The organism is Synechococcus sp. H55.8 (assembly GCF_047462375.1).
Lineage (GTDB): Bacteria > Cyanobacteriota > Cyanobacteriia > Thermostichales > Thermostichaceae > Thermostichus.
Map to the genome: position 1 here is coordinate 39,238 of NZ_JANSJC010000016.1, position 26,422 is coordinate 65,659.

At 60.7% G+C, this 26,422-nt stretch carries 29 protein-coding genes; 15 read left to right on the forward strand and 14 right to left on the reverse strand.

Going from position 1 to position 26,422, the window contains the following annotated elements; translation table 11 throughout:
• Nucleotides 1-60 precede the first annotated feature (60 nt).
• The 5 genes from secY to NW862_RS08340 all read left to right on the forward strand — a co-directional run bounded on the left by secY (nucleotide 61) and on the right by NW862_RS08340 (nucleotide 4,243).
• A complete protein-coding gene (gene secY, locus NW862_RS08320) occupies nucleotides 61-1,359 on the forward strand; it encodes a preprotein translocase subunit SecY (protein WP_414333264.1) in 1,299 nt (432 codons plus the stop codon).
• On the forward strand, nucleotides 1,359-1,940 hold the full coding sequence (locus NW862_RS08325; protein ID WP_414333263.1) for an adenylate kinase: 582 nt from the start codon (nucleotides 1,359-1,361) through the stop codon (nucleotides 1,938-1,940). Before secY ends, NW862_RS08325 begins: the two co-directional genes overlap by 1 nt.
• Nucleotides 1,941-1,972: 32 nt before the next feature.
• On the forward strand, nucleotides 1,973-2,746 hold the full coding sequence (gene map / locus NW862_RS08330) for a type I methionyl aminopeptidase (protein ID WP_414333305.1): 774 nt from the start codon (nucleotides 1,973-1,975) through the stop codon (nucleotides 2,744-2,746).
• 267 nt (nucleotides 2,747-3,013) lie between these two features.
• The gene (gene infA, locus NW862_RS08335) at nucleotides 3,014-3,238 is read left to right on the forward strand and encodes a translation initiation factor IF-1 (protein ID WP_011434173.1); all 225 of its coding nucleotides are present in this window, start codon (nucleotides 3,014-3,016) and stop codon (nucleotides 3,236-3,238) included.
• Between the two features lie 24 nt (nucleotides 3,239-3,262).
• Nucleotides 3,263-4,243, forward strand: a complete 981-nt coding sequence (locus NW862_RS08340) for an alpha/beta fold hydrolase (protein WP_414333261.1) — start codon at nucleotides 3,263-3,265, stop codon at nucleotides 4,241-4,243.
• A 51-nt stretch (nucleotides 4,244-4,294) separates the two neighbouring features.
• Here the strand turns inward: NW862_RS08340 and NW862_RS08345 are convergent, their stop codons facing one another.
• The 4 genes from NW862_RS08345 to NW862_RS08360 form a co-directional block, all read right to left on the reverse strand.
• Nucleotides 4,295-5,185: a PRC-barrel domain-containing protein gene (locus NW862_RS08345; protein ID WP_414333259.1), complete on the reverse strand. Its 891-nt coding sequence runs from the start codon at nucleotides 5,183-5,185 to the stop codon at nucleotides 4,295-4,297.
• A gap of 74 nt (nucleotides 5,186-5,259) precedes the next feature.
• Entirely contained in the window at nucleotides 5,260-6,396 is a 1,137-nt protein-coding gene (locus tag NW862_RS08350) for a glycosyltransferase family 4 protein (protein ID WP_414333257.1), read from the reverse strand.
• A gap of 71 nt (nucleotides 6,397-6,467) precedes the next feature.
• Nucleotides 6,468-6,911 carry a ubiquinol-cytochrome c reductase iron-sulfur subunit gene (locus NW862_RS08355; protein ID WP_414333255.1) on the reverse strand — a complete coding sequence of 148 codons (444 nt, stop codon included), beginning with the start codon at nucleotides 6,909-6,911 and terminating at the stop codon, nucleotides 6,468-6,470.
• A 174-nt stretch (nucleotides 6,912-7,085) separates the two neighbouring features.
• A complete protein-coding gene (locus NW862_RS08360) occupies nucleotides 7,086-8,216 on the reverse strand; it encodes an AI-2E family transporter (protein ID WP_414333253.1) in 1,131 nt (376 codons plus the stop codon).
• A gap of 77 nt (nucleotides 8,217-8,293) precedes the next feature.
• Here NW862_RS08360 and xseA point away from each other — a divergent pair, with 77 nt between their 5' ends.
• The 3 genes from xseA (at nucleotide 8,294) to folD (ending at nucleotide 10,811) form a co-directional block, all read left to right on the forward strand.
• Nucleotides 8,294-9,580, forward strand: a complete 1,287-nt coding sequence (gene xseA, locus NW862_RS08365; protein WP_414427091.1) for an exodeoxyribonuclease VII large subunit — start codon at nucleotides 8,294-8,296, stop codon at nucleotides 9,578-9,580.
• Nucleotides 9,561-9,797: an exodeoxyribonuclease VII small subunit gene (gene xseB, locus NW862_RS08370; RefSeq protein WP_414333250.1), complete on the forward strand. Its 237-nt coding sequence runs from the start codon at nucleotides 9,561-9,563 to the stop codon at nucleotides 9,795-9,797. Before xseA ends, xseB begins: the two co-directional genes overlap by 20 nt.
• A 144-nt stretch (nucleotides 9,798-9,941) precedes the next feature.
• On the forward strand, nucleotides 9,942-10,811 hold the full coding sequence (gene folD / locus NW862_RS08375) for a bifunctional methylenetetrahydrofolate dehydrogenase/methenyltetrahydrofolate cyclohydrolase FolD (protein WP_414333248.1): 870 nt from the start codon (nucleotides 9,942-9,944) through the stop codon (nucleotides 10,809-10,811).
• Between the two features lie 13 nt (nucleotides 10,812-10,824).
• On the opposite strand, the gene NW862_RS08380 is transcribed toward folD, so the two are convergent.
• The 4 genes from NW862_RS08380 to NW862_RS08395 form a co-directional block, all read right to left on the reverse strand.
• Nucleotides 10,825-11,409 (reverse strand): hypothetical protein, encoded by a 585-nt coding sequence (locus tag NW862_RS08380; protein ID WP_414333247.1) that lies wholly within the window; start codon nucleotides 11,407-11,409, stop codon nucleotides 10,825-10,827.
• Between the two features lie 201 nt (nucleotides 11,410-11,610).
• Nucleotides 11,611-12,216 (reverse strand): Npun_F5749 family FMN-dependent PPOX-type flavoprotein, encoded by a 606-nt coding sequence (locus tag NW862_RS08385; protein ID WP_414333245.1) that lies wholly within the window; start codon nucleotides 12,214-12,216, stop codon nucleotides 11,611-11,613.
• Between the two features lie 23 nt (nucleotides 12,217-12,239).
• A complete protein-coding gene (locus tag NW862_RS08390; RefSeq protein ID WP_414333243.1) occupies nucleotides 12,240-13,508 on the reverse strand; it encodes a GNAT family N-acetyltransferase in 1,269 nt (422 codons plus the stop codon).
• 122 nt (nucleotides 13,509-13,630) lie between these two features.
• The gene (locus NW862_RS08395) at nucleotides 13,631-14,284 is read right to left on the reverse strand and encodes a DUF3386 domain-containing protein (protein WP_414348750.1); all 654 of its coding nucleotides are present in this window, start codon (nucleotides 14,282-14,284) and stop codon (nucleotides 13,631-13,633) included.
• A gap of 421 nt (nucleotides 14,285-14,705) precedes the next feature.
• Between NW862_RS08395 and murA the strand changes: the two genes are divergently transcribed.
• The 3 genes from murA to sixA all read left to right on the forward strand — a co-directional run bounded on the left by murA (nucleotide 14,706) and on the right by sixA (nucleotide 18,939).
• Nucleotides 14,706-16,040, forward strand: coding sequence for a UDP-N-acetylglucosamine 1-carboxyvinyltransferase (gene murA, locus NW862_RS08400; protein ID WP_414333303.1), 1,335 nt, complete (start codon nucleotides 14,706-14,708; stop codon nucleotides 16,038-16,040).
• A gap of 103 nt (nucleotides 16,041-16,143) precedes the next feature.
• On the forward strand, nucleotides 16,144-18,276 hold the full coding sequence (locus NW862_RS08405; RefSeq protein ID WP_414348749.1) for a transglycosylase SLT domain-containing protein: 2,133 nt from the start codon (nucleotides 16,144-16,146) through the stop codon (nucleotides 18,274-18,276).
• An 81-nt stretch (nucleotides 18,277-18,357) separates the two neighbouring features.
• Nucleotides 18,358-18,939, forward strand: coding sequence for a phosphohistidine phosphatase SixA (sixA, locus tag NW862_RS08410; protein ID WP_414333238.1), 582 nt, complete (start codon nucleotides 18,358-18,360; stop codon nucleotides 18,937-18,939).
• Between the two features lie 55 nt (nucleotides 18,940-18,994).
• Here the strand turns inward: sixA and NW862_RS08415 are convergent, their stop codons facing one another.
• Nucleotides 18,995-19,285 carry a DUF3082 domain-containing protein gene (locus NW862_RS08415; RefSeq protein ID WP_414333236.1) on the reverse strand — a complete coding sequence of 97 codons (291 nt, stop codon included), beginning with the start codon at nucleotides 19,283-19,285 and terminating at the stop codon, nucleotides 18,995-18,997.
• Between the two features lie 76 nt (nucleotides 19,286-19,361).
• Between NW862_RS08415 and NW862_RS08420 the strand changes: the two genes are divergently transcribed.
• Nucleotides 19,362-20,057, forward strand: coding sequence for a J domain-containing protein (locus tag NW862_RS08420; protein WP_414333234.1), 696 nt, complete (start codon nucleotides 19,362-19,364; stop codon nucleotides 20,055-20,057).
• Here the strand turns inward: NW862_RS08420 and NW862_RS08425 are convergent.
• The 3 genes from NW862_RS08425 to NW862_RS08435 form a co-directional block, all read right to left on the reverse strand.
• Nucleotides 20,049-20,918 carry an SDH family Clp fold serine proteinase gene (locus NW862_RS08425; RefSeq protein WP_414333232.1) on the reverse strand — a complete coding sequence of 290 codons (870 nt, stop codon included), beginning with the start codon at nucleotides 20,916-20,918 and terminating at the stop codon, nucleotides 20,049-20,051. The two genes, NW862_RS08420 and NW862_RS08425, sit on opposite strands and share 9 nt — an antisense overlap.
• Nucleotides 20,919-20,988: 70 nt before the next feature.
• A complete protein-coding gene (locus NW862_RS08430) occupies nucleotides 20,989-21,870 on the reverse strand; it encodes a hypothetical protein (RefSeq protein WP_414333230.1) in 882 nt (293 codons plus the stop codon).
• Between the two features lies 1 nt (nucleotide 21,871).
• Complete coding sequence (locus NW862_RS08435) at nucleotides 21,872-22,831, reverse strand: fatty acid desaturase (protein WP_414333229.1); 960 nt, start codon at nucleotides 22,829-22,831, stop codon at nucleotides 21,872-21,874.
• 329 nt (nucleotides 22,832-23,160) lie between these two features.
• Between NW862_RS08435 and psaK the strand changes: the two genes are divergently transcribed.
• Entirely contained in the window at nucleotides 23,161-23,406 is a 246-nt protein-coding gene (gene psaK, locus NW862_RS08440) for a photosystem I reaction center subunit PsaK (protein WP_414333228.1), read from the forward strand.
• 125 nt (nucleotides 23,407-23,531) lie between these two features.
• Complete coding sequence (locus NW862_RS08445) at nucleotides 23,532-23,669, forward strand: photosystem II reaction center protein K (RefSeq protein ID WP_414333226.1); 138 nt, start codon at nucleotides 23,532-23,534, stop codon at nucleotides 23,667-23,669.
• Nucleotides 23,670-23,833: 164 nt separating this feature from the next.
• Here NW862_RS08445 and NW862_RS08450 read toward each other — a convergent pair whose 3' ends face one another.
• Together NW862_RS08450 and NW862_RS08455 are read right to left on the reverse strand one after the other, a co-directional pair.
• Nucleotides 23,834-24,361: a DUF3611 family protein gene (locus NW862_RS08450; RefSeq protein WP_414352283.1), complete on the reverse strand. Its 528-nt coding sequence runs from the start codon at nucleotides 24,359-24,361 to the stop codon at nucleotides 23,834-23,836.
• Between the two features lie 125 nt (nucleotides 24,362-24,486).
• Nucleotides 24,487-24,900: a DUF4168 domain-containing protein gene (locus tag NW862_RS08455; protein WP_414333223.1), complete on the reverse strand. Its 414-nt coding sequence runs from the start codon at nucleotides 24,898-24,900 to the stop codon at nucleotides 24,487-24,489.
• Between the two features lie 340 nt (nucleotides 24,901-25,240).
• Here NW862_RS08455 and bchI point away from each other — a divergent pair, with 340 nt between their 5' ends.
• A complete protein-coding gene (bchI, locus tag NW862_RS08460) occupies nucleotides 25,241-26,299 on the forward strand; it encodes a magnesium chelatase ATPase subunit I (protein WP_414333222.1) in 1,059 nt (352 codons plus the stop codon).
• Nucleotides 26,300-26,422 lie beyond the last annotated feature (123 nt).

The following is a 26,422-nucleotide window of genomic DNA, read 5'->3' on the forward strand; positions in this document are numbered from 1 at the left end:
GAAGCGTAGAGTGGTAAGTAGCTCACCTGGCCCTTTGCTCCTGCGAGGTTTTCTTTACCTATGGCTGACACACGAGGCTCTGCTCCCTCCGCCCAAGAGACCTTCATGCAGATGGCGATGGCCTCTGGCCTGCGCAGCCGTCTGTTGCTGACCCTAGGACTGTTGTTGTTGGTGCGGCTGGGCATCTACATTCCGATCCCCAGCATTGACCGGGCCCGCTTTGCCGCCGAGGCCGCCAACAGCCCAGTGTTCGGCTTTCTGGATATCTTCTCCGGAGGCGGTATCTCTGCCCTCGGGATCTTCGCCCTTGGGATCCTGCCCTTCATCAACGCTTCCATCATCATGCAACTGCTGGTCTCGGCCATTCCGGCCCTGGAGAACCTGCAGAAAAACGAGGGAGAACAGGGGCGGCGACAGATTTCTCAGTACACCCGCTACGTTACTTTGATTTGGGCCATCATCCAGGGCATCGGCATCTCCTTCTGGGTGCGGGAGTTTGCCAACACCACCAATGAGCTGGCCTTTATGGCCTCCACCACCTTGGCTCTGGCGGCGGGATCCATGTTCGTCATGTGGTTGGGGGAAATGATCACGGAAAAGGGGGTGGGCAGTGGCCCGTCGCTGCTGATCTTTGTCAACATCGTGGCCACGCTGCCCCGCGCCCTGGGCCAGACCATCAGCTTGGCCCGCGCCGATAGCAGCACCATCGGCGGCATCTTGCTGTTGACGGCTATCTTTTTGGCCACCATTGTCGGTATTGTCTTTGTCCAAGAGGGCAGCCGCAAGATCCCGATCGTCTACGCCAAGCGCCAGGTGGGCAACAAACTATTCCGCGAGCAGAAGAGCTACCTGCCCCTGCGGCTAAACCAAGGGGGGGTGATGCCGATCATCTTCGCCTACTCGGTGATGTCTCTGCCCTTGGCTTTGGCTCAGTACACCCAGAACCTAACGTTGGTGCAGGTGGCCAACTTTTTATCTCCCACCTCCTGGTTTTACATTCCCTTCTATTTCGTGCTGATCCTCTTCTTCAGCTACTTCTATGCTTCCTTGATCATCAACCCGGTGGATCTGGCGCAAAACTTGAAGAAGATGGGGGCCAGTATTCCAGGGGTGCGACCGGGCAAGGCTACGGCTGAATACATCGAAGGGATCCTCAACCGGCTGACGCTGCTGGGAGCCCTATTCTTGTGTGCGGTGGCCATCATCCCGACGACGGTGGAGCGGGCGACCGGCATCACCACTTTCCAAGGTTTGGGGGCGACTTCGCTGCTGATTTTGGTGGGGGTGGCGATCGAGACCTCCAAACAAATCCAGACCTATGTCATCTCACAACGCTACGAAGGGATGGTCAAGCAGTAGTGCCGAGGTTGATCTTTTTGGGGCCGCCGGGGGCGGGCAAGGGTACACAGGCGGAGCGGCTGGCGGCCATCTACCACACGCCCAAAATTTCCACAGGCGATCTGCTGCGGGCAGAGGTGAAGGCCCAGACCCCGCTGGGATGCCAGGCCAAAGTATACATGGACGCGGGAGAGCTGGTGCCCGATGAGGTGTTGATCGGGATGGTCAGAGGCCAGTTGCAGCAGTCTCCAGAGCAGGGTTGGATCCTGGACGGATTTCCTCGCACCCTAGCCCAGGCGGAAGCCCTGGAAGAGCTGCTGCGCGAGCTGGGGCAAGATTACGACTGCGTCCTCAACTTGGATGTGCCGGACGAAGTGGTGGTGGCCCGTCTGTTGGCCCGGGGCAAGGAACAGGGGCGCAGCGATGATGCGGATCCCTCGGTGATTCTCAAGCGTTTGGAGGTCTATCGGCAGCAGACGGCTCCCCTGATCGATTTTTATGCGGCCAAGGGGCGCTTGCAGCGAGTCAACGGCAACCAGCCGATGGAATCCGTACAAGAACATCTGCAGGCTCTTTTGGACGGCTTCAGGAGGACAGCGTGATCAGACCAGGAGCTGAGAAGCAGCGGCGGGGCATGCAGCTCATCGAGATCAAATCTCGCCGCGAAGTGGAAAAAATGCGGCGGGCCGGGCGGGTGGTGGCCCAAGTGTTGCAGGAGATCGCCGAGCGCTTAGAGCCGGGCTGGACGACGGCAGATATCGATGCCTACGCCGAGCGACGGGTGGCCGAACTGAACGCTCTGCCCAGCTTCAAAGGCTACTACGGCTTCCCGGCCTGCGTCTGTGTCAGCATTAACCACGAGGTGGTGCACGGGATCCCCAGTCCCCGCAAAGTGGTGCAGCCGGGAGATGTGGTCAAGGTGGATTTCGGCGCCGTTGTGGAGGGCTGGCATGCGGATTCTTGCCTCAGCATCGGCCTAGAACCCCTGAGCGATGCAGCCCGGGATCTGATCGATACTGCGGCCAAAGCCTTGCAGACGGGCATCGACCATGTGTGCCACGGCGTCTGGCTGCAGGATGTTTCGGGTGCCATTGAAGATTACATCGAGGGGCGGGGCTATTCTGTGGTGAAGCAGTATGTCGGTCACGGGGTGGGGCGCAACCTGCACGAAGAGCCGCAATTCCCCAACTATCGCACCCGCGATCTGCCCAATCCCAAGCTGCGCTCCGGCATGACCGTGGCCATTGAGCCCATGGTGAATGCAGGAGGAGAGGCCACCCGAGTGTTGTCGGATGGGTGGACGGTGGTGACGGTGGATGGCGCTTGGTCGGCTCAGTTCGAGCACACGGTCTTGGTCACCGAATCGGGAGCAGAGATTTTGACCGATCGCACGCCTTTTCAGTCCTAAACTAACCAACCCCGATACGGAGCGGGCTTTGGGTAGCCCTGCAGTTGGCAAGCCAACAGCCCGGGCCCCCTCTCTCCCCGTATAGGGGGGGAGGGGTCGAGACGGTATAGGGACGGGCTCCTGCGGTTTCTAGCTGAAGGATCCCCTAGTGAAGGACTGCAACAGCTAGGATAGAAGAGGTGGAGTATTTTTTCACTTCTTAACAGCGCGTGTCGTCGCGGCTGTGAGGAGTGGGTTGCTCACTGTGTCGTTTTTTGGGAGGTCTCCTTGTCTAAGGAAGATGCCATTGAAATGGAAGGGGTCGTCACAGAGTCCCTGCCCAACGCCATGTTCCGGGTGGATCTGGATAACGGCTTCAACGTGCTCGCTCATATCTCCGGCAAGATTCGCCGTAACTACATCAAGATCCTGCCCGGAGATCGGGTCAAGGTGGAGCTCAGCCCTTATGACCTCAACAAAGGGCGCATCACCTACCGCCTCAAGAAAAAGTAGGATCCCCGGCGGGGGTTGCTGCTCATGAAGGAGCTGAGCCAAGTTTTCAAGACCGGTCTTTGGGTTGCAGCCGGCGGGGTGGGCGCCCTGGCCGTTCTCAACGCCTGGATTGCTTCTCGCACCCAGCCTTTGCCCAGCCTGTTGCCGGGAGAGGAGAGGCACCACTTTTGGCGGGGCCATCGCCTGTTTTACAAAGTGGCGGGATCCGGCCAGCCCTTGTTGCTGCTGCACGGCATCGGGGCCGGCTCTTCCAGCTACGAGTTCCGCGCCATCATGGCGGAGCTGAGCCAGCACTATCAGGTTTATGCTTTGGATTGGTTGGGTTGGGGCAACTCGGAGCGCCCCGATCTGGAGTACACCGGTTATCTCTACGCCGAGCTGATCGGGGATTTTGTTCGGCAGGTGATCGGGCGGCCCTGCCACGCCATCGCCAATTCCCTCTCGGCAGGATTTGTGCTGCGCTCGGCCCGGCTGCAACCTCAGCAGTGGCAGAAGCTGCTGCTCATCGCCCCCCTGGGAGACAACAGCCTTATCCCCCCGGCGCTGGGGATCCCTTTGGCCGAGGCCCTCTACGGCTTCCTCAGCCTGCCTGTGTTGGGGTTAGCCTTTTACAACGGCATCACCGCCCCCTGGAATATACGTCTGTTTACGGAGCAGAGCCTGTTCTCGCCGGGGTATGCTCTGGAGGAGGCGGTGGTGGATTACTACTATCAGGCGGCTCACCAGGCGGGGGCCCAATTTGCTCCCCGTTCTTTTTTGACCGGCAAACTCAATTTGCCCATTCAAGACGACTTTCGCGTTGTGGCCAAACCCATGGCTTTGGTTTGGGGGGAACAGAACCGCCTTACCGGCCTTGAGCAGGTGGAGCGGTATCGCGCTCTGCGGCCAGAGGTGCCGGTTTACCGATTGCCGGGAGCTGCTTTCCCCCACATCGAAGCGCCGCAAGCTTTTTTATCGGTGGCTTTGCGCTTTTTAGCCGAGGCCGATCCTGCCCTGCCGGGATAGACCTCAACGCCCCAGGCGTCGCATCCGTTGGGGATGGGATACGCTCCGCCATCAGGTGGGCTCGCCGGACTTGTCTTCCCAGGGGTCGATATCCGTGGGCGTAGAGGGGGGAGGAGTGGGCTCGGGAGGAGAAGGAGGAGCTTCCTCTTTGGCGTACTCTTGCTCCCATTCCGGTTGTTCAGAGACAGGAGGCGGCTCGGGCCGACGGGGAGGCGTCGCCTCGCTCTGAGGTTCCGGCTCTGCTTCGGCGTAGGGGTCTTCTTCTGCGCCCTCCTCGTACTCCTCCTCGTATTCTTCTTCGTAGTCTTCCTCAACAGCGGAACCCTCGACCGCACTGGGCAGGGCAGGGGCAGGACTGACTCCGGATTCCCAAGGAGGCTTGCCGAGTCCCAGGGTTTCCAAGATTCCCTTGGCCAGTTGGGTCAGGCGGGTTTCGGCGCCATCGGCAACAATGAGGCGCTCGCCGCCAACCGAGACGATCTCATCAGCCGGAAGCAAATAGGTGCTGAGGATAAAGCCGGGCAAAAAGGTGAGGCCAAGGTTGGAGAGGATTAAACCCGTGATCAGGCCGGAGACGGAGTTAAATTGAAAATCTTTGACCTTGCCGAGGCGGATCCCTTCTTCCGTAACCACCTCGCTGCCAACCACCCGGCTCAGGCCTTCCAAATCCAAGTCGTCGAAAACCTCATCGTTGGGGACGAGGATGGCATCCTGGCCCAAGGCCGTCACTTGCCGCAGCTCCAGCAACCGTGGGGATCCGGCAAAGGCTTTCTCCAGCACCCCCAGCACCAGCACTTGCTTGGCTTCCAGATCTGCCCAAACTTCGCTAACTACTCCGAGCCGGGCCGCATTGACCTGGCTGATCACCTGCGTTCCCAGAACCTGTGACCGCCGACGAACCTCTGATCGCACCAGCGCAACAGATCCTTTCCCAGTCGTCATGGTGGTTTCCCTGTCGTAAGTCAAAATGTTCGCGTCGTTGGGCTGCGCGTCTGGCGCAGATTGCCAGAATCAAGTTAATAGTACCATTGCCTGTCTCCTCCCTCGCGGGCTGCCCAGATGGGATCCCGGCCAATTGCCTCGCTCCAGGCCAAAAACCGCTCCGCCATGGCCTGCAGGGAATAGCGCTGTTCTGCATGGTGTCGGCAGCGGCTGCGGTCGATGCGATCCAAGTTTTCTACAGCCCTGGCCAAGGCCGCCACGTCGTCTGGATCCACCACCCAGCCGGTCTCGCCATCGCTAACAATTTCCGCTGGCCCCCCACGGCGGTAGGTGATCACCGGCACGCCACAAGCCAAAGCCTCCACTGCCACCAGGCCAAAGGCTTCCACCCACTTGGGGGTCATGACCAAGGCGGAGCATTGCCCTAAAATTCGCTGCATTTGCGATGTGGGCAGAAACCCTCGGTAATCCAGTTGGGCCTGTGGGTACTGTTCCTGGATCTGCTGCCAGTAGCTTGGCTCTTGCAGGTGGCCCAGGAGCACCACCGATCTTCCCGTCTTCTCGGCCAGGGCAGCACAGTCTTCCAGGCCCTTTTCCGGAGCAATGCGGCCAATCCAACACAGGGATCCGTTCCCTTCGGGCACAAAGTCGTAGCGGCTGAGATCAACGCCGCAGGGCAGATAGACAAAGGGATCCCGACCTGCCGCCATCTGGGCGCGGGCAAAGGCAAAGGTCTGGGCTTGGGCTCGCGAGTGCACCGCCAGCCGGCCAGGGTAGGTCTGCGCAATGTGCTCCAAGGCCTGATCGACGGCGTCGCTGAGGGATCCCATGCTGACGATGTGGGCCACCGGGGTGCGGAAAAAATCCGTCAAATAAAACGACAGCCAATCGTAGCTCCAGTTCACAATCAGATCGAACTGGTCTTGCAGTTGGGCAGCCCGCTGCCACAGATTGGCCAGCAGAGAGGGGGTGTGGATCTGAACCGGCTGGTCGCGGCGCTGGCTTTGCGCATAGGTCGGGGGAAGGCCGGTTACCGCCTCGATCACCTCCACCGGCAATGCGTCGATTTGGGATCCCTCGGGGGCCAACACCCGCACCTGGGATCCCATCTGCAGCAAGACACGGGTCAGGTTGGCAAGATTGAGCTCCACGCCGCCGCCAGCCCCCGATCCGAGCGGGCCAACGGGGGTGGAGACAAACAAATAGCGCAAGTAGCAACGCTCCCTGGGTGGCCTCATTGGCTCAGCCCATTACCTGCTTTTGCAGAAAGCTGGCTACCCGCCTAGGATTGGCTTTTGGCTACGAAAATCTCCTCCTTCTCCACCTTAACTTTGTAAGCGGTCAGGTCGGCCTTGGCCGGGCCCCGGGTACGGCTGCCATCGACAGCAAAGGCCGAGCCATGACAAGGGCAGACAAAGTTCTCCCCCCGCCAGTCCACGTCACACCCGGCATGGGGACAAGCGGCATCCAGAGCCAGGAAAGAGTCTTCTTTTTGGGGATCCTTGACCAACCAGAGGGTGGCGGTGTTCTTTCCAAAGGCGTTTTCCACTTTGAAGGGGCCATCTTTGAAATCGGCGAGGTTGGCCACTTTCACAAACTCTGGTTCAGGAGCCTTGGTTTCCCGGGCAAGGGCAAAACGGCGCCGGGCCAAGGCCGGTAACAAACCCGCCAGCGAGCCGAAACCGAGAGCCAACCAGCGAAGAAAACCGCGACGATTGTTGTACATGGCTATGTGTCCCTAAATATCTGCCAAATGTCGGTCGTGGGCCAGCAACAGCCTGCCCCGCAAGGGATCCCAATGCAAGTGCTGCCCTTAATATTTTGTTACGCCAAGACAGTTTCGGCCAGAGCTGAGCCCCATTTTTTCTGGCCAAAGTCCGCAGCAGGCATCTGGGTTGCTTCAATCTGTTGGCGCCGATTGCGGTAGCGAGGCGGAGTCCGGCAGATGGGTGGAGCTCTGGTCTGCCCTGCTCTCTAATCTGAGCAAGGGGAGCGTCCGGGATCCCTGCCAAGGATCCAACACATCCCGAATCAGCACCTCTTGGATCCACACCTGCAGGATGGCCGCCAAGGGCACAGCCAAAAACAGGCCCAGCACCCCGAAGAAAAAGGCCGAGGTAATTTGGGCCACCAAAGTCAGAGCCGGCAAAAGCGACACCTGCCGCGACATGACGATGGGGGTGAAGACGCTGCTTTCCAACTGTTGGATGAAGATGTAGAGCCCCAGCACCGCCAGCGATTTCCAGGGGGCATCGGTGAGGGCCACCAGCATGGGGGCGACCACGCTCAAGGTGGGGCCGATGTTGGGGATGAAATTAAACAGTCCCGCCAGCACGGCATTGGCCAAGGTTAAAGGCACGCCCAAAATCCACAGCCCAATGCCGCTCAGCAGCATCACCAGGCTGCTGGTGAAGAGGATCCCCACCAGCCACCCTCGCAGGGCCAGCTCGCAGCGCTTGAGGATGTAGCGGACGCGGGGGCGGTAAAAGGCGGGGAAAACCGAGACAAAGGCGCGGCTGTAGGCCTGGGGATCCACCAACAGCAGGATGGTGAGGATGATGACAAACAACAGATTGAGCAGGGTGGCAAAGAAGGCGGTGAAGGACTGGGAGAAAAAGTCCCGCACCTGGCGCACCAACTCAGTGGCCTGGGGCACGAGGCTATTGGCCAACTCCCGCAGCGTCGGCAGCTCAATATCCGTCGGCAACGAGAGGATGAGGCTCTCAAATAGCCGCTGCGCCTGCACGATCCCGGCGGGCACCCCATCGGTAAACAGCCGCCGCAACTGATCCGCCAGGGGAGGCACTACGATCAGCCCCACCAGAATCGCCCCCACCAGAACCGTCAAGCCGGTGATGAGGAGCGAGGGGCCGCGGCGAAAGCCGTAGCGCTGCGGGATCTGAGCCAGGGTGTCCAAAGCTACTGCCAAGACGATGGCCGCAAACACCAATAGCAGAATCTGCCGGATCTGCCAGAGCAGAACCAACAGGCCCAGCAGCGCTGCCAGCCCCAGCCAATGGGCGAAGGTCACCGCAGCTCACCTCCTCTCTCGTCCTGTCGTCGCCTATTCTAGATGGGATCCCGAGCATTCCCATGGGGAAGCGCCGTATGCGCGATCTGGATCCGCAAGCAATGGCTCTGGCCTTTGATGGCCTCGACTTCGGGACAGAATCCTTTCCTGCCGAGGAAGTCCCTCTCCTCTCGGTGGGGGGAGTGTCCGGCTACTTGAAGTCGCTGCTGGCCGGGGATCCCTACTTGGCCAGGCTGTGGGTGGTTGGAGAAGTCTCCAGTTGCCAGCGCAACCGCAACGGCCACCTGTTTCTGACCCTGGTGGATCCGGAAAGCGGCGACATCCTCAAGGGGGTGATCTGGCGGAGCCAAACTTCCCGGCTCAGCTTCTGGCCAGAAGTGGGGCAACAGGTGCTTGCGCTGGGGCAAATCGGCATCTACAGCGGCGGCAGCTACTACCGCCTTGTTATCTGGCAACTGCTGCCGGCGGGCGAGGGGCTGTTGGCGTGGCGCTTGCAGCAGCTCAAGGCCCGCCTGGCTGCCGAGGGCCTGTTCGACAACCAGCGGCCTCTACCTACCCACCCTCAGTGCATTGCCGTCGTCAGCTCTCCCGACGCCGCCGGCTGGGGCGATATCCGCCGCACCCTCAACCAGCGCTACCCCGGGCTGCGGGTGCTGTTTTCGCCGGCCCAGGTGCAAGGGGAAGCGGCCCCGGAGTCGATCGTGCGGGCCATTCGCCGGGTGGAACAGGATGGGCGGGCGGAAGTGCTGCTGATTGCCCGGGGGGGTGGATCCGGCGAGGATTTGGCTTGCTTTAACGATGAGCGGGTGGTGCGAGCCATTGCCGAGTGCCCTATTCCGGTGGTGACGGGGATCGGCCACCAGCGGGACGAGACCTTGGCGGACTACGCGGCCGACTACGCGGCCCACACCCCCACAGCGGCGGCCGAGCGGATCGTGCCCGATCTGCGGGAATTGCAGCGCCAGGGATCCCAGTTGCGTCAGAAGTTGATCGAACGCACGCTGCAGGCTTTGGAGAGGGCACGGCGGCGCTTCCAGCACACCCAGCGCCATCTCGCCCAAATCCATCCGGAGCGGCTGCTGCAACAGGCGCAGGAGCGCTTGACCCAACGGCAGCAGCGCCTAGTGCAGGCGGTGCGCCACCGCTTTCACCATCACCAACAGCGCCAACAGGCCCTCCAGGAGCACCTGCAAGCCCTCGACCCTACCGCCGTCCTCAGGCGGGGCTATGCCCTGGTGCGGGACGAACGGGGATCCCTGGTTCGCACCCACCACCTACCGCCGCAGACCCGGCTGAGGATACAACTGGCCTCGGGAAGCCTCTGGGCCCGAGTGGAGGAGAGCCATGAGCCGCCGCAAACGTGAGGATCCCTGGCGCTACGAAGCAGCCATCGCCGAAGTGGAAAGTCTGATCGCCCAGATCGAATCGGGAGAGCTGGATCTGGCAGAGGTGGTGGAGCGCTTCCAGCAGGCCGCCCAGACCCTAAAGCGCTGCGCCCAGTTTTTGGAGGAAAAGCGGCAGCAGGTGGAGATCCTCATTGAGGAGTTAGGGCCCGGCGAAGAAGAGTCGCGCGAGTTCTAGAGCCGGGGGGAATGGGGCAGCCCAAAAAACTGGGCAAAGGCCCCAGGTGCCCCTGCTGCTGTTGCTCAACGGCGGCAAGACTTGACGAAGGGGGCGGCGCCCCTGAAGATGGTCAAGTTGTCAAGATCTCTTGGGGCGCCCTCTATGTCCGCCAAGATCTTGGATGGCAAAGCCTTGGCCGCCCGCCTGCAAGCGGAGATGGCCGCCCAAGTGCAGGCTTGGCTGCCGCGGGTGGGGCGTCCGCCGGGATTGGCGGTGCTGCGGGTTGGGGAGGATCCCGCCAGTGCAGCTTACGTGCGCGGCAAAGAGCGGGCCTGTGAGCGGGTGGGCATCGCCTCCTTTGGCCGCCATTTTTCCGCCCAAGACTCCCCCGCCCACCTGCTCGACGCCATCGCCCAACTCAACCAGGACGAGCGCGTCGATGGCATCCTCGTGCAACTGCCCTTACCCCCCGGCTGGGATCCCATCCCGCCCCTTCTGGCCATCGACCCCGACAAAGACGTGGACGGGCTTCACCCCCTCAACCTGGGCCGGCTGCTGCGCGGCGAGCCCGGCCTGCGCAGTTGTACCCCCCTGGGCGTGATGCGCCTGTTGCAAGCGGAAGGGATCCCGATTGCCGGACGAAAGGCGGTGGTGGTCGGTCGCAGCATCCTGGTGGGCAAGCCCCTGAGCCTGATGTTGTTGGCTGCCGATGCCACCGTTACCCTGGCCCATTCCCGCACCCCCGACTTAGCCGAAGTAACCCGCGCCGCCGACATTGTGGTGATGGCCGTCGGTCGCCCCCACTTGCTCAAGGCAGAGATGGTAAAACCGGGAGCCGTGGTCGTCGATGTAGGCATCAACCGTATCCAGGGCCCCGACGGATCTGAGCAATTGGTGGGAGATGTGGATTACGCGGCAGTCAAGGAGTGGGCCGCCGCCATCACGCCCGTGCCGGGTGGTGTGGGACCCATGACGGTAGCGATGCTGCTGGCCAACACCCTAGAGAGCTACAAACTGCGCAGCCACCTGTAGCTTGGAGACTGCCCTAAGGCTGCAGGATCATCGACCAGGAGCCGCTCTCCTCATTCCAAAACGGGGCCAGAGACTCTCCCACCACGTTCGGCCCCCAGTAGCGGCGGGTTCCATCGAGGACAAAAGCCACCACAATGTCTCCGGGGCCGATCTGCAGCGGCTCTTCCCCCAAGCTCAGCACCAATCCTTCGCTACCGCCTTCTCCGGGCGCAAAATCCCAGTGGGCCGTTTCTGGGTTGAGCAGCCGCCCGCCGCTGCGCATCAAGATCACCACCCGCACCGGATGGGGGGTGCGGTTGCCAACACGAAAGGAGCCTGTGCGGGCAGAGGTGGGGCCGGTCTGCGAGGGTGAGGCCGCTTCTGCAAGCAGAACAGGAGCAACATTCCCCTCAACCGAGTCTTCTAGAGCTTCCGGCGTCGGTCTCCCCAGAGTTTGTGCTCTCAACCCCTGCACGGCAACGCTCACCCCAAACAAGGCGGCAGCTAAAAACAGGGATCCCTTGCCTTTCGCAGTCATGTTCACCGACGGCCCGCCGGCAAGAAGAGCGGCAACAGCTTGGGCAATGCGGTCAGGAAATGAGGGGATCAAGGCGAACATCAGATTACCGCAACCAGGAATGCTACATACCAGATGGAGAAAAACCCGAGCGGCCACCCTCACAGCGTCGGTGGGGTGGGCACGGAACAGGACGATTGTTCAGCTACGTTAACACCTTTATTCTCTTAATTCTCTTCAAGATTTCAACATTCTCTCGAAAGGCGCTGCCCCACGCCAGCTTGAAACCGGCTGGGATCCCTTCTAGGGGTTGACCGCTCGGCATTGCCAGCCTTGCAGCTTGCGCTCGTACACCGTTCGCCGTTGGGGATAGATCGAATCCCCCTTGAGCTGCAGGTGATCGACCTCAGTCGGCTGCAACAGGAGCACCACAAAAGTCGGAGGCGGCCATGAAGCTTTCTCTGGCGGCAGCTTTTGAACAAAAGCCTCGGGCGAGGCAAGAGGCCCCTTGGGTTCCGGCCAAAACCAGAGGAGCCGTCCTTTTTCCGAGATCTGTTGCCACAACTGCTGCCGCTGCTGCTGCGCTTCAGGATCCGGATGATCGGCGGTGATGGCCTCCAGAGTGCCGGCAATGCGAAATTGCTCGCGCGTCTTGCTGAAATACCAGCAGATCTGAGCCAGCGGGCAGTGGGCGATCTGGCAAAGCTTCTCGCTGCGGCCGTCCACCGCCAACTGGATGCGGTCGGTGTCCCCCAAAAACCCCCGAAAAACCACCGTGCGGTTACGCGGATGCCCCTGGGGATCCACTGTAGCCAGTTGCAAATAGCGTACACCGGGATCGCTGCGGTTGCGGTGCAGGGCCGCCTGGAGCAACATCCGCCAAGAGGGATCCCTGGCTAACGGGTTCATGGGGGTGCCAGCCAAGACTTCAACTAGGGAGGGGGAGGAGCCTCTGATTGCGAGTCTCTGGCGCACCCCGGTGAGGACTCCGGCTGAGTAGCGCGAACGGCATTGGGATCCGGCACAGTTGGGTGAAGAGAATGAAAGGGATGTTCCAGCCAGCCCTCCGCCAGCCCCTCAAAGCGTTCTGGCACCGGCTGCTTCACCGGCAATTTTTGGAGCACCAGAGCGAGATACTCGCTATACCAAGGGGAGCGGACTTCCCGCACCTTATGCCACACCGAGCGCGACATCAGCAGCGTCCGCTCCACATCCTGGGCGCCCAGCTTGAGCAAAAACTCCTCCCGCTCCGGTTGGTAATCGGTGGAAGCCAAGGCCAAAGCCTGCGGGGGATAAGCTTGGGTGAGCTGGGCCATCTTGGCCATGAGCTCAGGATAGAGCCAGGTATAGGCAGGGTGAACTGTGAGTTTGGCCACGTGCGGCTGCTGCCCCGTCCGATCCAACTTGAGGTTGAAATAGCCAATGGCGGTTTTCCGCTCGGGCTCATAGACACACATCTCCACCCGTTCCGTTTGGCTGATGGCACACTTGGCCCGTTCCAAAAGCCACTCCAGTGGGCTGGTGCGGAAGTCGCTCACGTCGCGGTCGTACACCTGGCGCACAGTGGCCGGCATGGATCCCGTATCCAGTTGATAGATGGCGTAGGCATCGCGGTTGGTCACCGGCACCAGGTTGGGCAACTTGGCCTCGTGCCGGCTGAGAGCAGCCAGAATCTCCGCCGGGATCGACCAATAGGTGATCTGAGCCAAGGGCTGGAAGCCGTTGTGTCGGTAGAGGGCCATTGCCCCCTTATTGTGGATGTTCACCTCCAAAATCCAGGTGTGGGCCTCGCGAAAGTGCTCCGTGCAGTGCCTGAGCAACTTAGACCCGATTCCCTGCCGCTGGGCCGAAGGCGCCACCGCAATGTGATCCACCCGCCAGGTGCTGCGGGAATGGTTAAAGGGAGAAACTTGAATGACCCCCTGGATTTTGCCCTCCAGCTCCGCCACATGGACGGTAAACATGTGCTGAAAGCGGTTGGGAAACAGGCTCAGGGTTCTCAGGGGGCCATACCACTGACGTAGCCGCCGCACCTGGCGACGAATATCCACCGAGCGGCTGCTGTAGTCCTCCTCAAAGGCTTGCGCCAGGATCTCCTCCACCGCCTCCAGATCCCCCAGTTGAGCGGGGCGGAGAATCAGTTCGGGAACCTCGGTAGGGGCTTTGGAATCTGGGTCGGGCTTTGCCGCAGGGTTGTTCATGCCAAAGTGTAGGCGGGAGAATATTCAAAGCATAGCTCAGGCTCCCTTTCTAATTCTAACTGAGGAGGTCGTTGCTGCCATAAAGTTCATGATTATCGGGTTTTGCGTTGGCGTTTGGCCAATTAAGCCCCGGCATCCAGCAACGCCAAGTTGCGGAAGGTAAAGCGCTTTTCCACAGGGCCGGTTTCCGTCTCTGTTTGAATGCGTCGCTCCGAGAGGATGTAGTACTTGCCGACTTTGGTGTAGAGATCCTCAAATTGGCTGCGCCCGCCCTTTTGCTCACCCGTTTGGGGATCGTGATAGACGGAATCGTAGCGGTGAGAGAGGTAGCCTTCGCCCGTGTCGTGGCTGCTGAAGGTGTGGATGGTCACCACCACCCCATGAATATGCCGATGCACCAGGGTTACTTGGTTGTCGCGCACGTGGTAGCGATCCCCTTCGGCTTTGCCCCCCACCAGGATCTCCACGGTGCCATCGGGTAGGGTCTGCCCATAGCGGAAAGTGTTGTTCCCGTGGGTCTCGGCAAAGCTGCGGCGCACCCGGTGAATGGCAATTTCCCAAAGTTGATTGTGAATGGCTTTCCGGGCTTCCTCATCCTCCACGCCCGTAACGGTGGCCTTTAGGTCTGCCCCCACTCGCACCTGCCCCACAAAAGTGCGCTCCCCATCCCAGTAAGTGACCTCGGCGCTATAGCCCGGGAAAGCGGGATCCCAGGTGTAGCGATTTTCATAGGCGGCCCGAAACAACTCTTGGGCAGAGACTTGAGTGGCGATCATCGACTGTCTCCTATGGCTATTGCAAGCATTTCTCACGAGTATCATACTGCTTCTGGCTGCTGGGCCCAACCCAGTAGGAGTCTATATCTAACATGGGGCATCTTTTTTGGGGATGTGCGGAGACCGGTCTGCTTCTTTCGGCGTAACGTAGGGCACTTCCAGATGGGGCTTGGATTCTGTTGGCGCCGGCGGAATAGGATTCTTTGGCCGAGTTGCCCCAACTGCTGCCGCAAACTGAGGAACTTGGGTAAGATAGGGGCAGAACTTCTCTTCCTTCCTCTACCAAGTTTCTGGTTGCCCTTTTGGCTGCTTCTCTCTCCAGAGTATTTCCCGGAAGAGGCTTGCTTGTGTGCTCTATATTTTCTGTGGCTGAGGAGGAAGATTGGGAGAATTCACGGCAGAGTTCCAGCACGTCAGCAGGGTGGAATCCTTAGTTACACCCTCACCCGAAATGATGGGGCCAGTGCTGCAGATAACTGGCAAGCAGCCCTTGAGCGGCCACATTCCCATTGGCGGGGCGAAAAACTCTGCCTTGGCGATTATGGCCGGATCCCTTTTGGCTCCTGAGGCTTGCCGAATTCACAACGTGCCGCGTCTGCTGGACATTGAACGCATGGGGCAGATCCTGACCACCCTGGGGGTTAAAGTGTCCCATGTGGGCAATACCCTCGACCTGGATGCCAGCTCCCTCAAAACTTCCCAAGCTCCCTATGAATTGGTCAGCCAGTTGCGGGCCAGCTTTTTCATCATCGGGCCCCTGTTGGCGCGGTTGGGGGTAGCCAGAGTTCCCCTGCCGGGCGGCTGTGCCATTGGCTCCCGTCCAGTGGATCTGCACGTGCGGGGCCTGCAGGCGCTGGGGGCGACCGTGCAAATCGAACATGGGGTTGTTCATGCCTATGCCCGTAGGCTGGTGGGAACCCGCATCTACCTGGACTATCCCAGCGTCGGCGCTACTGAAACCCTGATGATGGCCGCTACGCTGGCGGATGGGGAAACGGTGATTGAAAATGCCGCCCAAGAGCCAGAAGTGGCGGATTTGGCCCGTTTTTGTCAGGCGATGGGGGCGCGCATTCGCGGTGTTGGCACTAACACGGTTGTGGTGGTGGGGGTGCCCCGCTTGCATGGAACCGAGTACACGGTTATTCCCGACCGCATCGAGGCCAGCACTTATCTTATTGCCGGGGCCATTACCCGCTCTCACCTCACGGTTGGCCCTGTTATTCCCGATCACTTGCGGGCGGTGATCGCCAAGCTGCGTGACATGGGGCTGCGGGTCGAAGAAGAAGGCCCCAACCGGCTGCGCATTGCCCCGGCTCAGCTCAGTTCGGGCTGGCTCTGCCAGGCGACCGATATTCAAACGCTGCCCTATCCGGGTTTTCCCACCGATGTGCAGGCGCCGATCATGGCCTTGGCCGCCCTGAGCGAGGGCAGTTGCACCATCGAGGAGACGGTGTTTGAAAACCGCATGCACCACATTCCCGAGCTCAATCGCATGGGGGCGGACATTCGTTTGAAGAACCGGGTGGCCCTGATCCGGGGGGTGCCGTCGCTGTCGGGGGCGCCGGTGGTGGCTACGGACTTGCGGGCGGGGGCAGCCTTGGTGTTGGCCGGCCTGGCGGCTGAAGGCTGCTCTACGATCCACGGGCTCCACTACATCGATCGCGGCTACGAGGCCATCGACAAAAAGCTGCGCGATGTCGGGGCCAAGGTGTACCGCAGTGAAAGTCCGCCGCGGATCCTGCAATCTGGCAAGTAACTCATAAACGACTGCCGGGCCCAATGCCTGCGGTACAGGTATCCCAGGTGACCCAACGCAGTCGGGTTGAGTATCGTAGTCAGAGGTTGCAGAGAGACAAAGCATGGGTATCCTGACAGGCAGCAAACGGTGCTGGGCAAGATGGGTTGCCGGTGTGCTGGCGGCAGGAGCGGCTCTGGGCGGGGCCATCTGGGGCTTTTACACCTCATCCTGGGCAGAAACCGTGGAGGTGGCTGCGGCGCCAGAGGGCAGGGATCCGGTACAACTGCCCCACACTTCCACAACGGCCTTTCTGCGGGCTTACGCAGCGCTGCAGGCCGGCCAAGCGCAATTGGCCCTGCAGGGTTTGCAGGGGTTGGAAGAGAGCCTGCCGGTTCTGCGGGAGGAAATTTGGAAGCTCAGGGCCCAAGCCTACGAGCAGTTGCAGGATAAGGCAACAGCCCAAGGGATCTGGTGGCCCAAGATTTTGCAGGAGTACCCCCACAGCCCGGTGGCCGCCTATGCCCTCTGGGGGATGGGCCAGGTGGATCAGTTGCGGCAGCAATTTCCCACTCACCCGCTGACTGGCCGCGCCCTCCAGCATTTGCTGGAGCGGGATCCCGACCGCTACGACCTGCTGCGGGATTTGGCTCTGCATCACCCGCAAACCCCTGGGTTAACGCCGCTGCTGGATCGCTGGCGGCAGGCTCAGGAGGGATCCCTCACGGCTTCCGATTGGCAGATCCTGGCCGATGCCTATTGGGAACAACGGGAGTACGGCAAAGCTGCCCGCGCCTATGGGCGTGCCCCCGCCACCTCTCAGAATCTCTACCGCTGGGGCCGCAGCCACCAGATCTCGCGGGAGTTTCCCCAGGCGAGAGCGGCTTACCAAGCGCTGCTGGCTCAATTTCCCAATGGGCCAGAGGCTTCCCTCACCCGTCGCCGTTTGGCAGAATTGAGCGACCTGTCGACGGCAATCGAGCTGCTGCGCCAGGCGGGATCCGGCTCGGATAGAGAGGCTCCAGAAGCGTTGCTCAGCCTCAGCCAGCTTTACGATCGCCATGCCAGCCCGCAATCGGCCCAAGCGGCTCGGCAAGCTCTTTGGGAGCGCTTTCCGGCCAGCGAAGCCGCGGCCAACGCCGCCTGGACACTTGCCTGGAGTCAAGCGCAAGCGGGCAATCTCGGCCAAGCCATCGCCCTGGCCCAACAGATCGGATCCGCCCAGCGGGATACGGAAATGGGGGCGCAACTGCTCTACTGGGCGGGCAAATGGCGGGAACGGCTGGGGGATGTGGCTGCGGCGCGGCAAACCTATCAACAGGTGCTGCAACAGTTTCCCCACACCTACTACGCCTGGCGGTCGGCAGTGCAACTGGGCTGGCCGGTGGGGGATTTCTACAGCGGGCGCCAAAGGGTGGAGGTGGATTTTCAGCCGGTGCGGCTACCGTTGCCGGGGGTCTCTGAGGCCACGCAAACTTTGCACTTGATGGGAGCCAGCCAACTGGCCTGGGAACGCTGGCAGGGGGAAATGGCCGTGCTGCAACGGGATCCCCGCCAGATGAGTGTGGCTGAGCGCTTTGTCACGGGTATTCTGCGCAACAGTGCCGGAGAGCACCTGCGGGGTATCAACCAGGTGGCCGCTTTGCGCTTCAGCGAAGAGCCGGATCCCCTGCTGGAGACGTTGAGGCAGCGCCAAGATTTCTGGCAGGCCGTCTATCCGCTGCACTACTACGCCGGCCCAGACAATTCCTGGGGCGGGGATCCCTATGCCCGGCCCGGCCTGGCCCGCTGGTCACGGCAATTTAACCTCAATCCCCTGATGGTGGCGGCCTTGATCCGGCAGGAATCCCGCTTTGAGCCGGAGATCGTCTCGGCCTCAGGGGCGCTGGGCTTGATGCAGGTGATGCCTGCCACCGGGCGCTGGATTGCCCAACAAATTGGCCTAGCCCAATACAGCCTCACCAACCCCGCCGACAATCTTTACCTGGGATCCTGGTACTTCGACTACACCCACCGCACCTATCAAGACAACACCCTGCTGGCCCTGGCCAGCTACAACGGCGGCCCCGGCAACGTGGCCAGATGGCTGAGCCGCTTTGGCTTTGAAGATCCGGATGTGTTTGTGGAGCAGATCCCCTTCGCCGAAACGCGGGGCTATGTGAAGTCTGTCTTTGGCAACTACTGGAACTACTGGCAGCTCTACACCCAGGAAGGGCGCACTTTGGTCGGCCAGCGCCTGCACAACCCCTCCTCGTAGAGAGAGCGTCCCCCAGGGTATTCTGGGAGAGTGTCTGGGCAAAGTTTGACGGTGCCGTTTGCATTGACGGGACGGGGTTCGATGATCTCTGGGCTTGAACAACAGGAGGGCGTTCGCGGTGGGGAGCACTCTCAGGGAGCAACTGAGAAGCAGATTGCCCGGCAGGAATTGGCTGTGGACTTCATCCGCCATGGCATAGCCGAAGAACCCCGGCCAGAAGTTGAGGATGCCTTGCGAGCCCTTACAGACGAAGGTCGCAAGCGCTGCCGCAAGGTGGCCCGCCAGCTCAAGAGCATGGGCTGGAAGTGGGATCTCCTGCTCACCAGTCCCCTGGTGAGGGCGCGGCAGACCGCCGAGATCTTGTTGGACGAGAACCTGGCCGCAGCGGTGGAGGTGTTTGAGCCGCTGGCTCCGGGCGGCAGTTTTGCCGACCTGGTGCGCTGGCAGGCAGAGCGGGGATCCCTCACGTCTTTGGCCCTGGTCGGTCACCAGCCGGATCTGAGCCTGTGGGTGCAAGCGGCTGTTGGGCTAAACCCGGCCAATGCCCACGCGATCACCCTTAAAAAGGCGGGCCTGGCCCAGGTGCGCTTTGCCGAAGGCCGAATTGACCACTGCCAGGGATCCCTGACTTTGTTGCTCTCGCCCAAGGTGGTGTTGCGCTAGGCAGCCGTCCCAACGCAAACTAAGTCGGCCAGAGGTCGTGCCCGGATCCCCAGGCTCAGCGCTGAGAAGATGTTAGCCGCTCTCCCAGCAATTGCACAGAATAGGCCGCCAGCCCCAACCCCACCATGGCAAACATGAAGGCGATCAGGGAAACGGAACCGACCAGGAGATAACGCACCAGGATGCTGATCCCGCGCGCCAGCGATCCAGTCTCGACATCGATTGGCGGCAATTTGGTCACCATCGAGAGCAGCAGTTGCAAGAACCCGTAGCCCAGACTGACGGCAATGGTGGCCCCCAAGAGGGCACTGAAAGGATGGGGGGATCCCTGTGAGGAGGAAGACATGGGGCAGCACTGGAAAACTCACCTTTATTCTAGGCTGCAGGTACAATGTGGGAGTTTCTTGCCGGCAAGCCTAGCGATGATGGAGAGCGGAGCTGGAGTCGGATCCCACTACGAGGTCTTGGGCGTTTCCGTCCTGGCGACGGCGGAAGAGATCAAGTCTGCCTACCGTCGTTTGGTCAAGTACCACCATCCCGACAGCCTGCTGGCCAAAAAAGATCGGGCCACCTCCGAGCGCATCCGCCAGATCAACGCTGCCTACGCGGTGCTCAAGGATCCGCAATCTCGCCGCGACTACGATCGGCAACTGCACTCCAGCCACACCTCACCCCGCCCTCAGCCGACGGGATCCCCTGGCGAAACCGTCAGCCAGGAAGCCATCGCCCGCGCCGCCTGGATCCGACAGGTCTACACCCCCCTGAACCGAGTTTTGGGGCCCTTGTTGTCTTCTCTGAAGCCTCAGTTAAATGCTTTGGCGGCAGATCCGTTCGACCCTGACCTGTTGGAGTCCTTTGAGGCTTATCTGGAAGAGTGCGGCCAGAAGCTGGCCCAAGCTCAGCAGATCTTTCGCCGCCTTCCCAATCCCAGCAGCTTTGGGGGTGTGGCTTCCCGCCTCTACTATGCCCTCAACCACTTGGAAGACGCTCTGGAGGAGCTGAAGTATTTCCCGCTGAACTTCGATGAACGCCACTTGCACACCGGACAAGAGCTATTTCGGCGGGCAAAAGGGCTGCGCCTGGAAGCCATGGATGTCTACGCCAAGAGTTCACCCTAGGCCAGAGCGGGATCCCCCTTTGGGCAAAGCGGGACGAGGATCGTAGGGGGTGGGAATGTACTGCACGGAAGGACGGCCCATGCTGGCCTGGGGGTACAAGTCCATCAGGGCGTAGATCTGGGGCGGCAACTCGGTGGAGATGGGCAGGCCCAGCTCCCGCGCTTCTTCAGCAGTGATCGGGTAGTCGTGGGTCACCCGACCGCTGGTCAGGTACTGGATCAGAGGCTCAATGCGTTCGGGGGCAATTTTGCGCTTGGGCACATCGTCCTTCAGGAGATCCCGCACGAAGTTCTGCACCTGTTGCATCGCCTTGCGGGCCAGATCCGCCAGAATTAAGGTCTGGTCGTCGATTTCGGCAATGGGTTTTTCCGCCACCACCTGCAGAATGCTGGCGGCAGCATACCCCCCCAACTGCGGATCCACCGGCCCCAGCACGGCGTTAGCATCCATGACAATTTCATCGGCAGCCAGGGCCAACATCGTCCCGCCCGACATGGCGTAGTGGGGCACAAATACCGTCACCTTGGCCGGGTGCCGGATCAGGGCGCGGGCAATTTGTTCAGTAGCCAGCACCAGGCCGCCAGGGGTGTGCAGAATCAAATCAATGGGAGTATTGGGCGGGGTGAGGCGGATCGCCCGCAACACCTGCTCCGAGTCCTCGATGCTGATGTAGCGGGAAACCGGGATCCCCAAAAAACTGATCGACTCCTGGCGGTGGATGAGCAAAATCACGCGGCTGCCCCGCTTTTGCTCCAACTCCCGAATGGCCAGCAAGCGCCGGAACTCTTGCGCCCGCCGGTTCAACAGGGGTTGCAGCGAGCTGAAGATCAAAAAAATCCAAAATAAGCTGCCCCAGTCCACTTTCGCGCCTCAAGCGGGATCCCTTTGCTTCCAGCATAGAGGATACGGAACCTCTGGCAATCCGGGGGCCTCACGCGTTGGGTTCAGACGCCGCAAAAAAGCGATCCAAAGCCCGCAGCAAATCCGGCACAGAAGTTTGGTCAATCCAGGAGCGAATGTAAGCCTGCTGCTCCGCCAAGTTCTCAAGACGGCCCAGCTTTTGCATGGCCAAAAAGCGGCTTTCTGCCTCGGCGCGGTTGGTTTGTAAGTCCAGCCGTTGATCGGGGGTGAGCGGATGCTCTGTCTGGGCCAACAGGTGGTCGGCCACCATCATCAACAGCAACGGCCCCGCCAATTCCACCTGAGACTCGGCTTCCGGCTCAGAATCGGGCCCGGCAAGATCCTGGAGATCTTGAAAGAGATCCTGCCCCAGTTGCAGCAGCTCTTCTGCTGAGGCAGCCCGCAGCTCCCTCTCGGCAGCCGCCCGCAGCGGCTCTGGGGAAACCTGGTGGTGAGCGGCCAATTCTGCCAGGGCCTGTTCCCATTGATCCCGTTGGGCTTGCAACACAGCTCTCTCTTGCGGAGAAAAATCCAGCCGCTCCAGCAACACCTGCAAAGCCACAGCCCCCACCAACAGCGGCGGAAAGCGCAACAGGGTAGAGTCGGATCCCGCCTGCTCCAAAAAGGCTTCCAAATCCGGGCCGGCTCCCCTGTCGAGCAAATCCTGCAGGTAAGCCAGCACCTGCGGCGGCGAGGTCAACCTCAGGATCCCTCGGGCCTGCGCCCGCAACTCTGCCGGGATCCCAAGGGTTTGCAATTGGGCTTCCGCCTGCGCTTGCGCTTCAGCGATCAACTCTGGCAGATCTGCCGTCGCCTGACCAGCCTGTAACAGGGCCTGGCTGGAGTCCCGCAGCAAGCCGGCTGCCTCCACAAACAGCAGCAACTGAGGGATCCGTAGCGTGGGCAAAACCATGTTAAGTAAGCCTCAGATCCGTAGATTCTGGATCGGCTGGCGCAGCAGGACGAGTTGAGTTGGGCTTGTGCCAGTGCAGGCCAATCAGCGCATCGTACAAAAAGCTCCAAAACTCTCCCTTCTCCCAGATCCCCAGCGTTTGCTGGCAGTTGCGGGCGTCCAGCTCAGGTTTGGCCGCCCAGTAGGCTGCCTGATATTTGTACCAGGGAACCGAGGGCCAGAGATGGTGGATCAGGTGATAGTTTTGCCCCAGCAGCAGAATGTTGGTCAGCCAACCGGGATAGACGCGGGCGTTGTGCCACCGCTCTTGAGATTGAAAGGGACGATGGGGCAGGTAGTCGAAAAACAGGCCCAATAGAAAGCCCATGATAAAAGCAGGGGGCAGCCAGTAGTTCATGATGTAGTCGGTGTAGCCAAAGTGAATGGCCAACGCAAACGTCAGAACCACCACCAGTCGGCTCAGCCCCCATTCCAGCAGATCCCAGCGGCCTTTGCGCCAGAGCTGCCGCTTGAAAAAAAACACCTCGTGATAGAAAAAGCGCGGTGCGATCAGCCACAGCGGCCCGCCCGTGGACACATAGTGATCGGGATCGTCTTCGGGGTGGTTGACATGGGCGTGGTGCTGCATGTGCACCCGCTTAAAGACCGGATAGACAAAGCCCTGCAACAAGGCAGAGCCGTGACCCAGCGCCTCGTTCAAAAAGCGGTTGCGGTGGGCCGAGCCGTGAGAGGCATCGTGGATCACCGTGCCCAACACATAGAGGGCGACAAAGTTAAGCCAAAACACCAGCCAGCGGGGCCAATGCCAAAAGGCGTACCCGCCAAAGCAAGAGGCCGAAAGCACCACCGCCGCCAAAAACATCAACAGGGTGGGGTTCCAAAATTCCGGCGGCGGCCCCAACAGCTCACGGGGTAACGCAAAAGGCTTGGGATCCGGTTGCGGAGTCGCAGCAGCAGTCATCGGCAGCCATCCTTGGGTGTGCACAGCGCAGACGGTGAGGATGGATCAAGGCAAAAGAGCCAGTTCATCACCTGCAAAGCGGGGGAAGAGAAGGATTTGTTAACTTTCGTTAGTATACGGCAGAGATCTGCGCCCAGACCGGATTTTTCTTGCCAACTCCAGCCCGTCCAGGCTGTTCCCGGCGAGGGGTAGATCGGCCATGGAGCCAGAAGAAGCCACAGTGTGAGGTTTTGTTGCGGCCTCTGTTGCAATTCATGTGGGGATCCCCTTGGGAGTTGCGGAATGGGGGTAATCTAGGGGGCGGTTAACCTGAGCCGAGGATGAAAACCATGATGCCCGTTGTTGTGCCGTTGGCCATGACTGCCCACACCAGCTCTTGGTCGCCTTTGAGTGCCGTAACCATCTTTCTCTGCACAGGTCTTGCCTACTTGATCTTCAAGTCCTCTTCGGGAGCGGCCTCAGAAACGGGGCCGGTGCTGGGGATGACCTGGCCGGAAGTGCTGGGGGTCGCCAGCTTCGGCCATCTGCTGGGCGCGGGAGTGATCTTGGGCCTCTCCAACATGGGAGTTCTCTAGGTCACCATCTCCTTCACATTTCTTGACTTTAGCCGGGATTCCGGCCCGACAATGTTAAAATCCCTGTCAATTCTGAAAAGAGCAGTTTCTCCAACTCCACTTTCTTCTTGTCGAGGTTTGTTGTCATGCCTGCGATAATGCTCCTGGCGGCTTTGCCAGAAGGCTATGAGTTGTTCGATCCCCTGATCGACATTCTGCCGATCATCCCTGTTTTGTTCTTTTTGCTGGCTTTTGTTTGGCAGGCGGCGGTGGGCTTTAAGTGAAGCCCTCGGAATCTGCGATTGGCAACTACGGACTTCGAGACTGCTTCCGCTTGCCCCTCTTCCTCTGGCAGGGGGGCAGTTTTAGCTGGGGCAAGTTTAGGGCGGGCCACTGTGCCGCAGGCCTGACTTTCTGCCTTGCAAAGTTAAGACTGGCCGGCTGGGGTTCAGGGCTCGCGGTCGAGGGCGCCGGTAATCCAGAGCACCCCTGCTAAGCAGACGAAGTGGGCAAAGGTAACGTTGATATTGGCAGCCAATAGCAGCACTCCTGCTGTCTGGGTGCTCAGCGTGCGGGTAAACAGCCGCACCAGCAGCTCTCCCACCTGCGCCTCCATGGCGATGAGGGCGAGGAAAGCGCCGATCAGGCTGACATAGGTAACCAATTGCAACTGCTTGGGCAGATCCAACTGGCTTGGGGTAGCGGCAGACACTGAGCGGCGCTCCGCCTGGAGCAGGTAGCGCCAGTTAAAGAAGAGACCGGCTGCCAGGGTTAGAAGGGTAAACAGGGTAAACCAGAAGGCGATAAAGGCCCCCATCGAGTCGTCGCGATAGAGGGTATTCTGGCCAACTAAAAATCCCAGCCAGAGCAGCAGAGCCGTTGCCCCCAGAACCGCCTGAAACCAGAACCCGAAGCGGCGCGTCAGGCGCAAGCGAGACTTCATGCGCTCGACAGCCGCCCGTACTGACGGCGACATAGGCTCGTTCATTGCTCTCCCCCCGCTCTCTACGGACGAGCACCGACCTCCGCTTCCAGCCTACCGCTATCTTCCGTCCCCCGTCACATCCGGGCAAAAGCGCTGCAGGGGATCCAAGGGGGGGGTTAGGGTTTGGAGCTAGGGCTCACGCTGGGATCCCCGCTTTGCAGGCGCAGGATTTCGGCTTCGATGCGCTGTTGGAGGTCTCTGCCTTCTTCGGAGCGAATCAACAGGGTGATGCGGTTGTATTCGGGCACGGTCATGCCGTGGCGGGTGATGATCTCGGTGGCGGTGCGAATGAACTCCCGCCGGATTTGATCTTTGCTGGCCGGATCCGCGGTGGCCTGGGAGCGCTGCTGGGCCTCTTGTCGGTGGGGCTCCATCTCCAAAACGATGCGGGCATACTTGGCGACCTGTTCATCGGTCAAAACCAGAGAGGTAGCGGCGGTTTGGGCTACGGCAAGGGAAATGCTCAAGACAGGGATCCAGGTGCAGACCCAGATCAGGCCCACCAGCCCTTTTTGGGCCACGCTGGGCATCGAGAATGCCGTCCATCGTCTCCGACTTGCTTGACCTGACACCGCTGCTATCTCCCCACCCAATAACGAACTCTCTCTGTGGTTGCCGGCGCTTTTGGGAGCCCCCTTTCTTTTGGTGTAGCTTTCGCTGTTACCCAGATTCAACCCACTCCCAGCCAACCGTGCAGGCTCCGATGTTATCTAGTCTTCCCCAAAAGAAGCCAGGGATCCCCGACCGGCACCGGAGCTTGCTTTATCCATTTGACCCAAAAGCGGCCTTTAGGTTCCTGTTGCAGCCTGGAACCGCCCAGAAGGGAGGAGCCTCTGGGATAATGAGGATGAATTGCTGGTTGTTGCCCCTATGAACTTGGAACGTCGCCCGGTTTTCCCGTTCACCGCCATTGTCGGCCAAGAGGAGATGAAATTGGCTCTGCTCCTCAACGTCATCGATCCCCGCATCGGTGGGGTGCTGATCATGGGGGATCGCGGCACGGGCAAATCCACCACCATCCGCGCCTTGGCAGATCTGCTGCCCCAGATCGAGGTTGTCAAAGGGGATCCCTTCAACAGCCACCCGCGGCAGCGGGATCTGATGAGCGACCAGGTGTGGGAACGCCTGCAGGCGGGAGAAACGCTGGAAGCCACCTGGATCCAGGTACCGATGGTGGATCTGCCCCTGGGAGCCACCGAAGACCGGGTCTGCGGCACCTTGGATATCGAGCGGGCTCTCTCCCAGGGGGTGAAGGCCTTTGAGCCGGGGCTCTTGGCCAAGGCCAACCGCGGCATCCTTTACGTAGACGAGGTGAACCTCCTGGACGACCACCTGGTAGACGTGTTGCTGGATGCGGCGGCCTCTGGCTGGAACACGGTGGAACGGGAGGGGATTTCCATTCGCCACCCGGCCCGCTTTGTCCTGGTGGGATCCGGCAACCCCGAAGAGGGAGAATTGCGGCCCCAACTCTTGGATCGCTTCGGTATGTTCGTGCGCATCGAAACGGTGCGGGATCCGGCCCTGCGAGTGCAGATTGTGGAGGAGCGCAGCCAGTTCGACGCCGATCCCCAGGCGTTCTTGGCCAAATACGCCGAGGCCCAGCAACACTTGCGGGAGCGCATTGAAAAGGCCCAGCACCTCTTGCCCACTGTGATGGTGGATCCTGAGTTGCGCCTGAAGATCTCCGGCGTGTGTGCGGCTCTGGAGGTGGATGGGCTGCGGGGAGATATCGTCACCAACCGGGCGGCCAAGGCCCTGGCGGCTCTGGAGGGGCGCAGCGAGGTCACCATTGCCGATATTCGCCGGGTAATCAGCCTGTGTTTGCGCCACCGCCTGCGCAAGGATCCTCTGGAAACCATCGACTCCGGCTACAAGGTCGAGAAGGCCTTTAGCGAGGTGTTTCAGGTGAGCCTGGAGAGCGCTGCTTAGCCTCCCCCTCACCCCCAGCCCCTCTCCCAAAGGCGCCCAAGCGCTCCGCGCCGCTCACGCGACCACCCCCAGCCCCTCTCCCAAAGGGAGTCTGCCCTCACCCCCAGCCCCTCTCCCAAAGGC

Excerpts from the sequence above, each read along its gene's own strand:
- secY (WP_414333264.1), top strand. The coding sequence starts at position 61 with ATGGCTGACACACGAGGCTCTGCTCCCTCCGCCCAAGAGACCTTCATG.
- map (WP_414333305.1), top strand. The coding sequence starts at position 1,973 with ATGCAGCTCATCGAGATCAAATCTCGCCGCGAAGTGGAAAAAATGCGG.
- NW862_RS08340 (WP_414333261.1), top strand. The coding sequence starts at position 3,263 with ATGAAGGAGCTGAGCCAAGTTTTCAAGACCGGTCTTTGGGTTGCAGCC.
- NW862_RS08345 (WP_414333259.1), bottom strand. The coding sequence starts at position 5,185 with ATGACGACTGGGAAAGGATCTGTTGCGCTGGTGCGATCAGAGGTTCGT.
- NW862_RS08355 (WP_414333255.1), bottom strand. The coding sequence starts at position 6,911 with ATGTACAACAATCGTCGCGGTTTTCTTCGCTGGTTGGCTCTCGGTTTC.
- xseA (WP_414427091.1), top strand. The coding sequence starts at position 8,294 with ATGCGCGATCTGGATCCGCAAGCAATGGCTCTGGCCTTTGATGGCCTC.
- xseB (WP_414333250.1), top strand. The coding sequence starts at position 9,561 with ATGAGCCGCCGCAAACGTGAGGATCCCTGGCGCTACGAAGCAGCCATC.
- folD (WP_414333248.1), top strand. The coding sequence starts at position 9,942 with ATGTCCGCCAAGATCTTGGATGGCAAAGCCTTGGCCGCCCGCCTGCAA.
- NW862_RS08380 (WP_414333247.1), bottom strand. The coding sequence starts at position 11,409 with ATGTTCGCCTTGATCCCCTCATTTCCTGACCGCATTGCCCAAGCTGTT.
- NW862_RS08385 (WP_414333245.1), bottom strand. The coding sequence starts at position 12,216 with ATGAACCCGTTAGCCAGGGATCCCTCTTGGCGGATGTTGCTCCAGGCG.
- NW862_RS08390 (WP_414333243.1), bottom strand. The coding sequence starts at position 13,508 with ATGAACAACCCTGCGGCAAAGCCCGACCCAGATTCCAAAGCCCCTACC.
- NW862_RS08395 (WP_414348750.1), bottom strand. The coding sequence starts at position 14,284 with ATGATCGCCACTCAAGTCTCTGCCCAAGAGTTGTTTCGGGCCGCCTAT.
- NW862_RS08405 (WP_414348749.1), top strand. The coding sequence starts at position 16,144 with ATGGGTATCCTGACAGGCAGCAAACGGTGCTGGGCAAGATGGGTTGCC.
- sixA (WP_414333238.1), top strand. The coding sequence starts at position 18,358 with ATGATCTCTGGGCTTGAACAACAGGAGGGCGTTCGCGGTGGGGAGCAC.
- NW862_RS08415 (WP_414333236.1), bottom strand. The coding sequence starts at position 19,285 with ATGTCTTCCTCCTCACAGGGATCCCCCCATCCTTTCAGTGCCCTCTTG.
- NW862_RS08420 (WP_414333234.1), top strand. The coding sequence starts at position 19,362 with ATGATGGAGAGCGGAGCTGGAGTCGGATCCCACTACGAGGTCTTGGGC.
- NW862_RS08430 (WP_414333230.1), bottom strand. The coding sequence starts at position 21,870 with ATGGTTTTGCCCACGCTACGGATCCCTCAGTTGCTGCTGTTTGTGGAG.
- NW862_RS08435 (WP_414333229.1), bottom strand. The coding sequence starts at position 22,831 with ATGACTGCTGCTGCGACTCCGCAACCGGATCCCAAGCCTTTTGCGTTA.
- psaK (WP_414333228.1), top strand. The coding sequence starts at position 23,161 with ATGATGCCCGTTGTTGTGCCGTTGGCCATGACTGCCCACACCAGCTCT.
- NW862_RS08445 (WP_414333226.1), top strand. The coding sequence starts at position 23,532 with ATGCCTGCGATAATGCTCCTGGCGGCTTTGCCAGAAGGCTATGAGTTG.
- NW862_RS08450 (WP_414352283.1), bottom strand. The coding sequence starts at position 24,361 with ATGTCGCCGTCAGTACGGGCGGCTGTCGAGCGCATGAAGTCTCGCTTG.
- NW862_RS08455 (WP_414333223.1), bottom strand. The coding sequence starts at position 24,900 with ATGCCCAGCGTGGCCCAAAAAGGGCTGGTGGGCCTGATCTGGGTCTGC.
- bchI (WP_414333222.1), top strand. The coding sequence starts at position 25,241 with ATGAACTTGGAACGTCGCCCGGTTTTCCCGTTCACCGCCATTGTCGGC.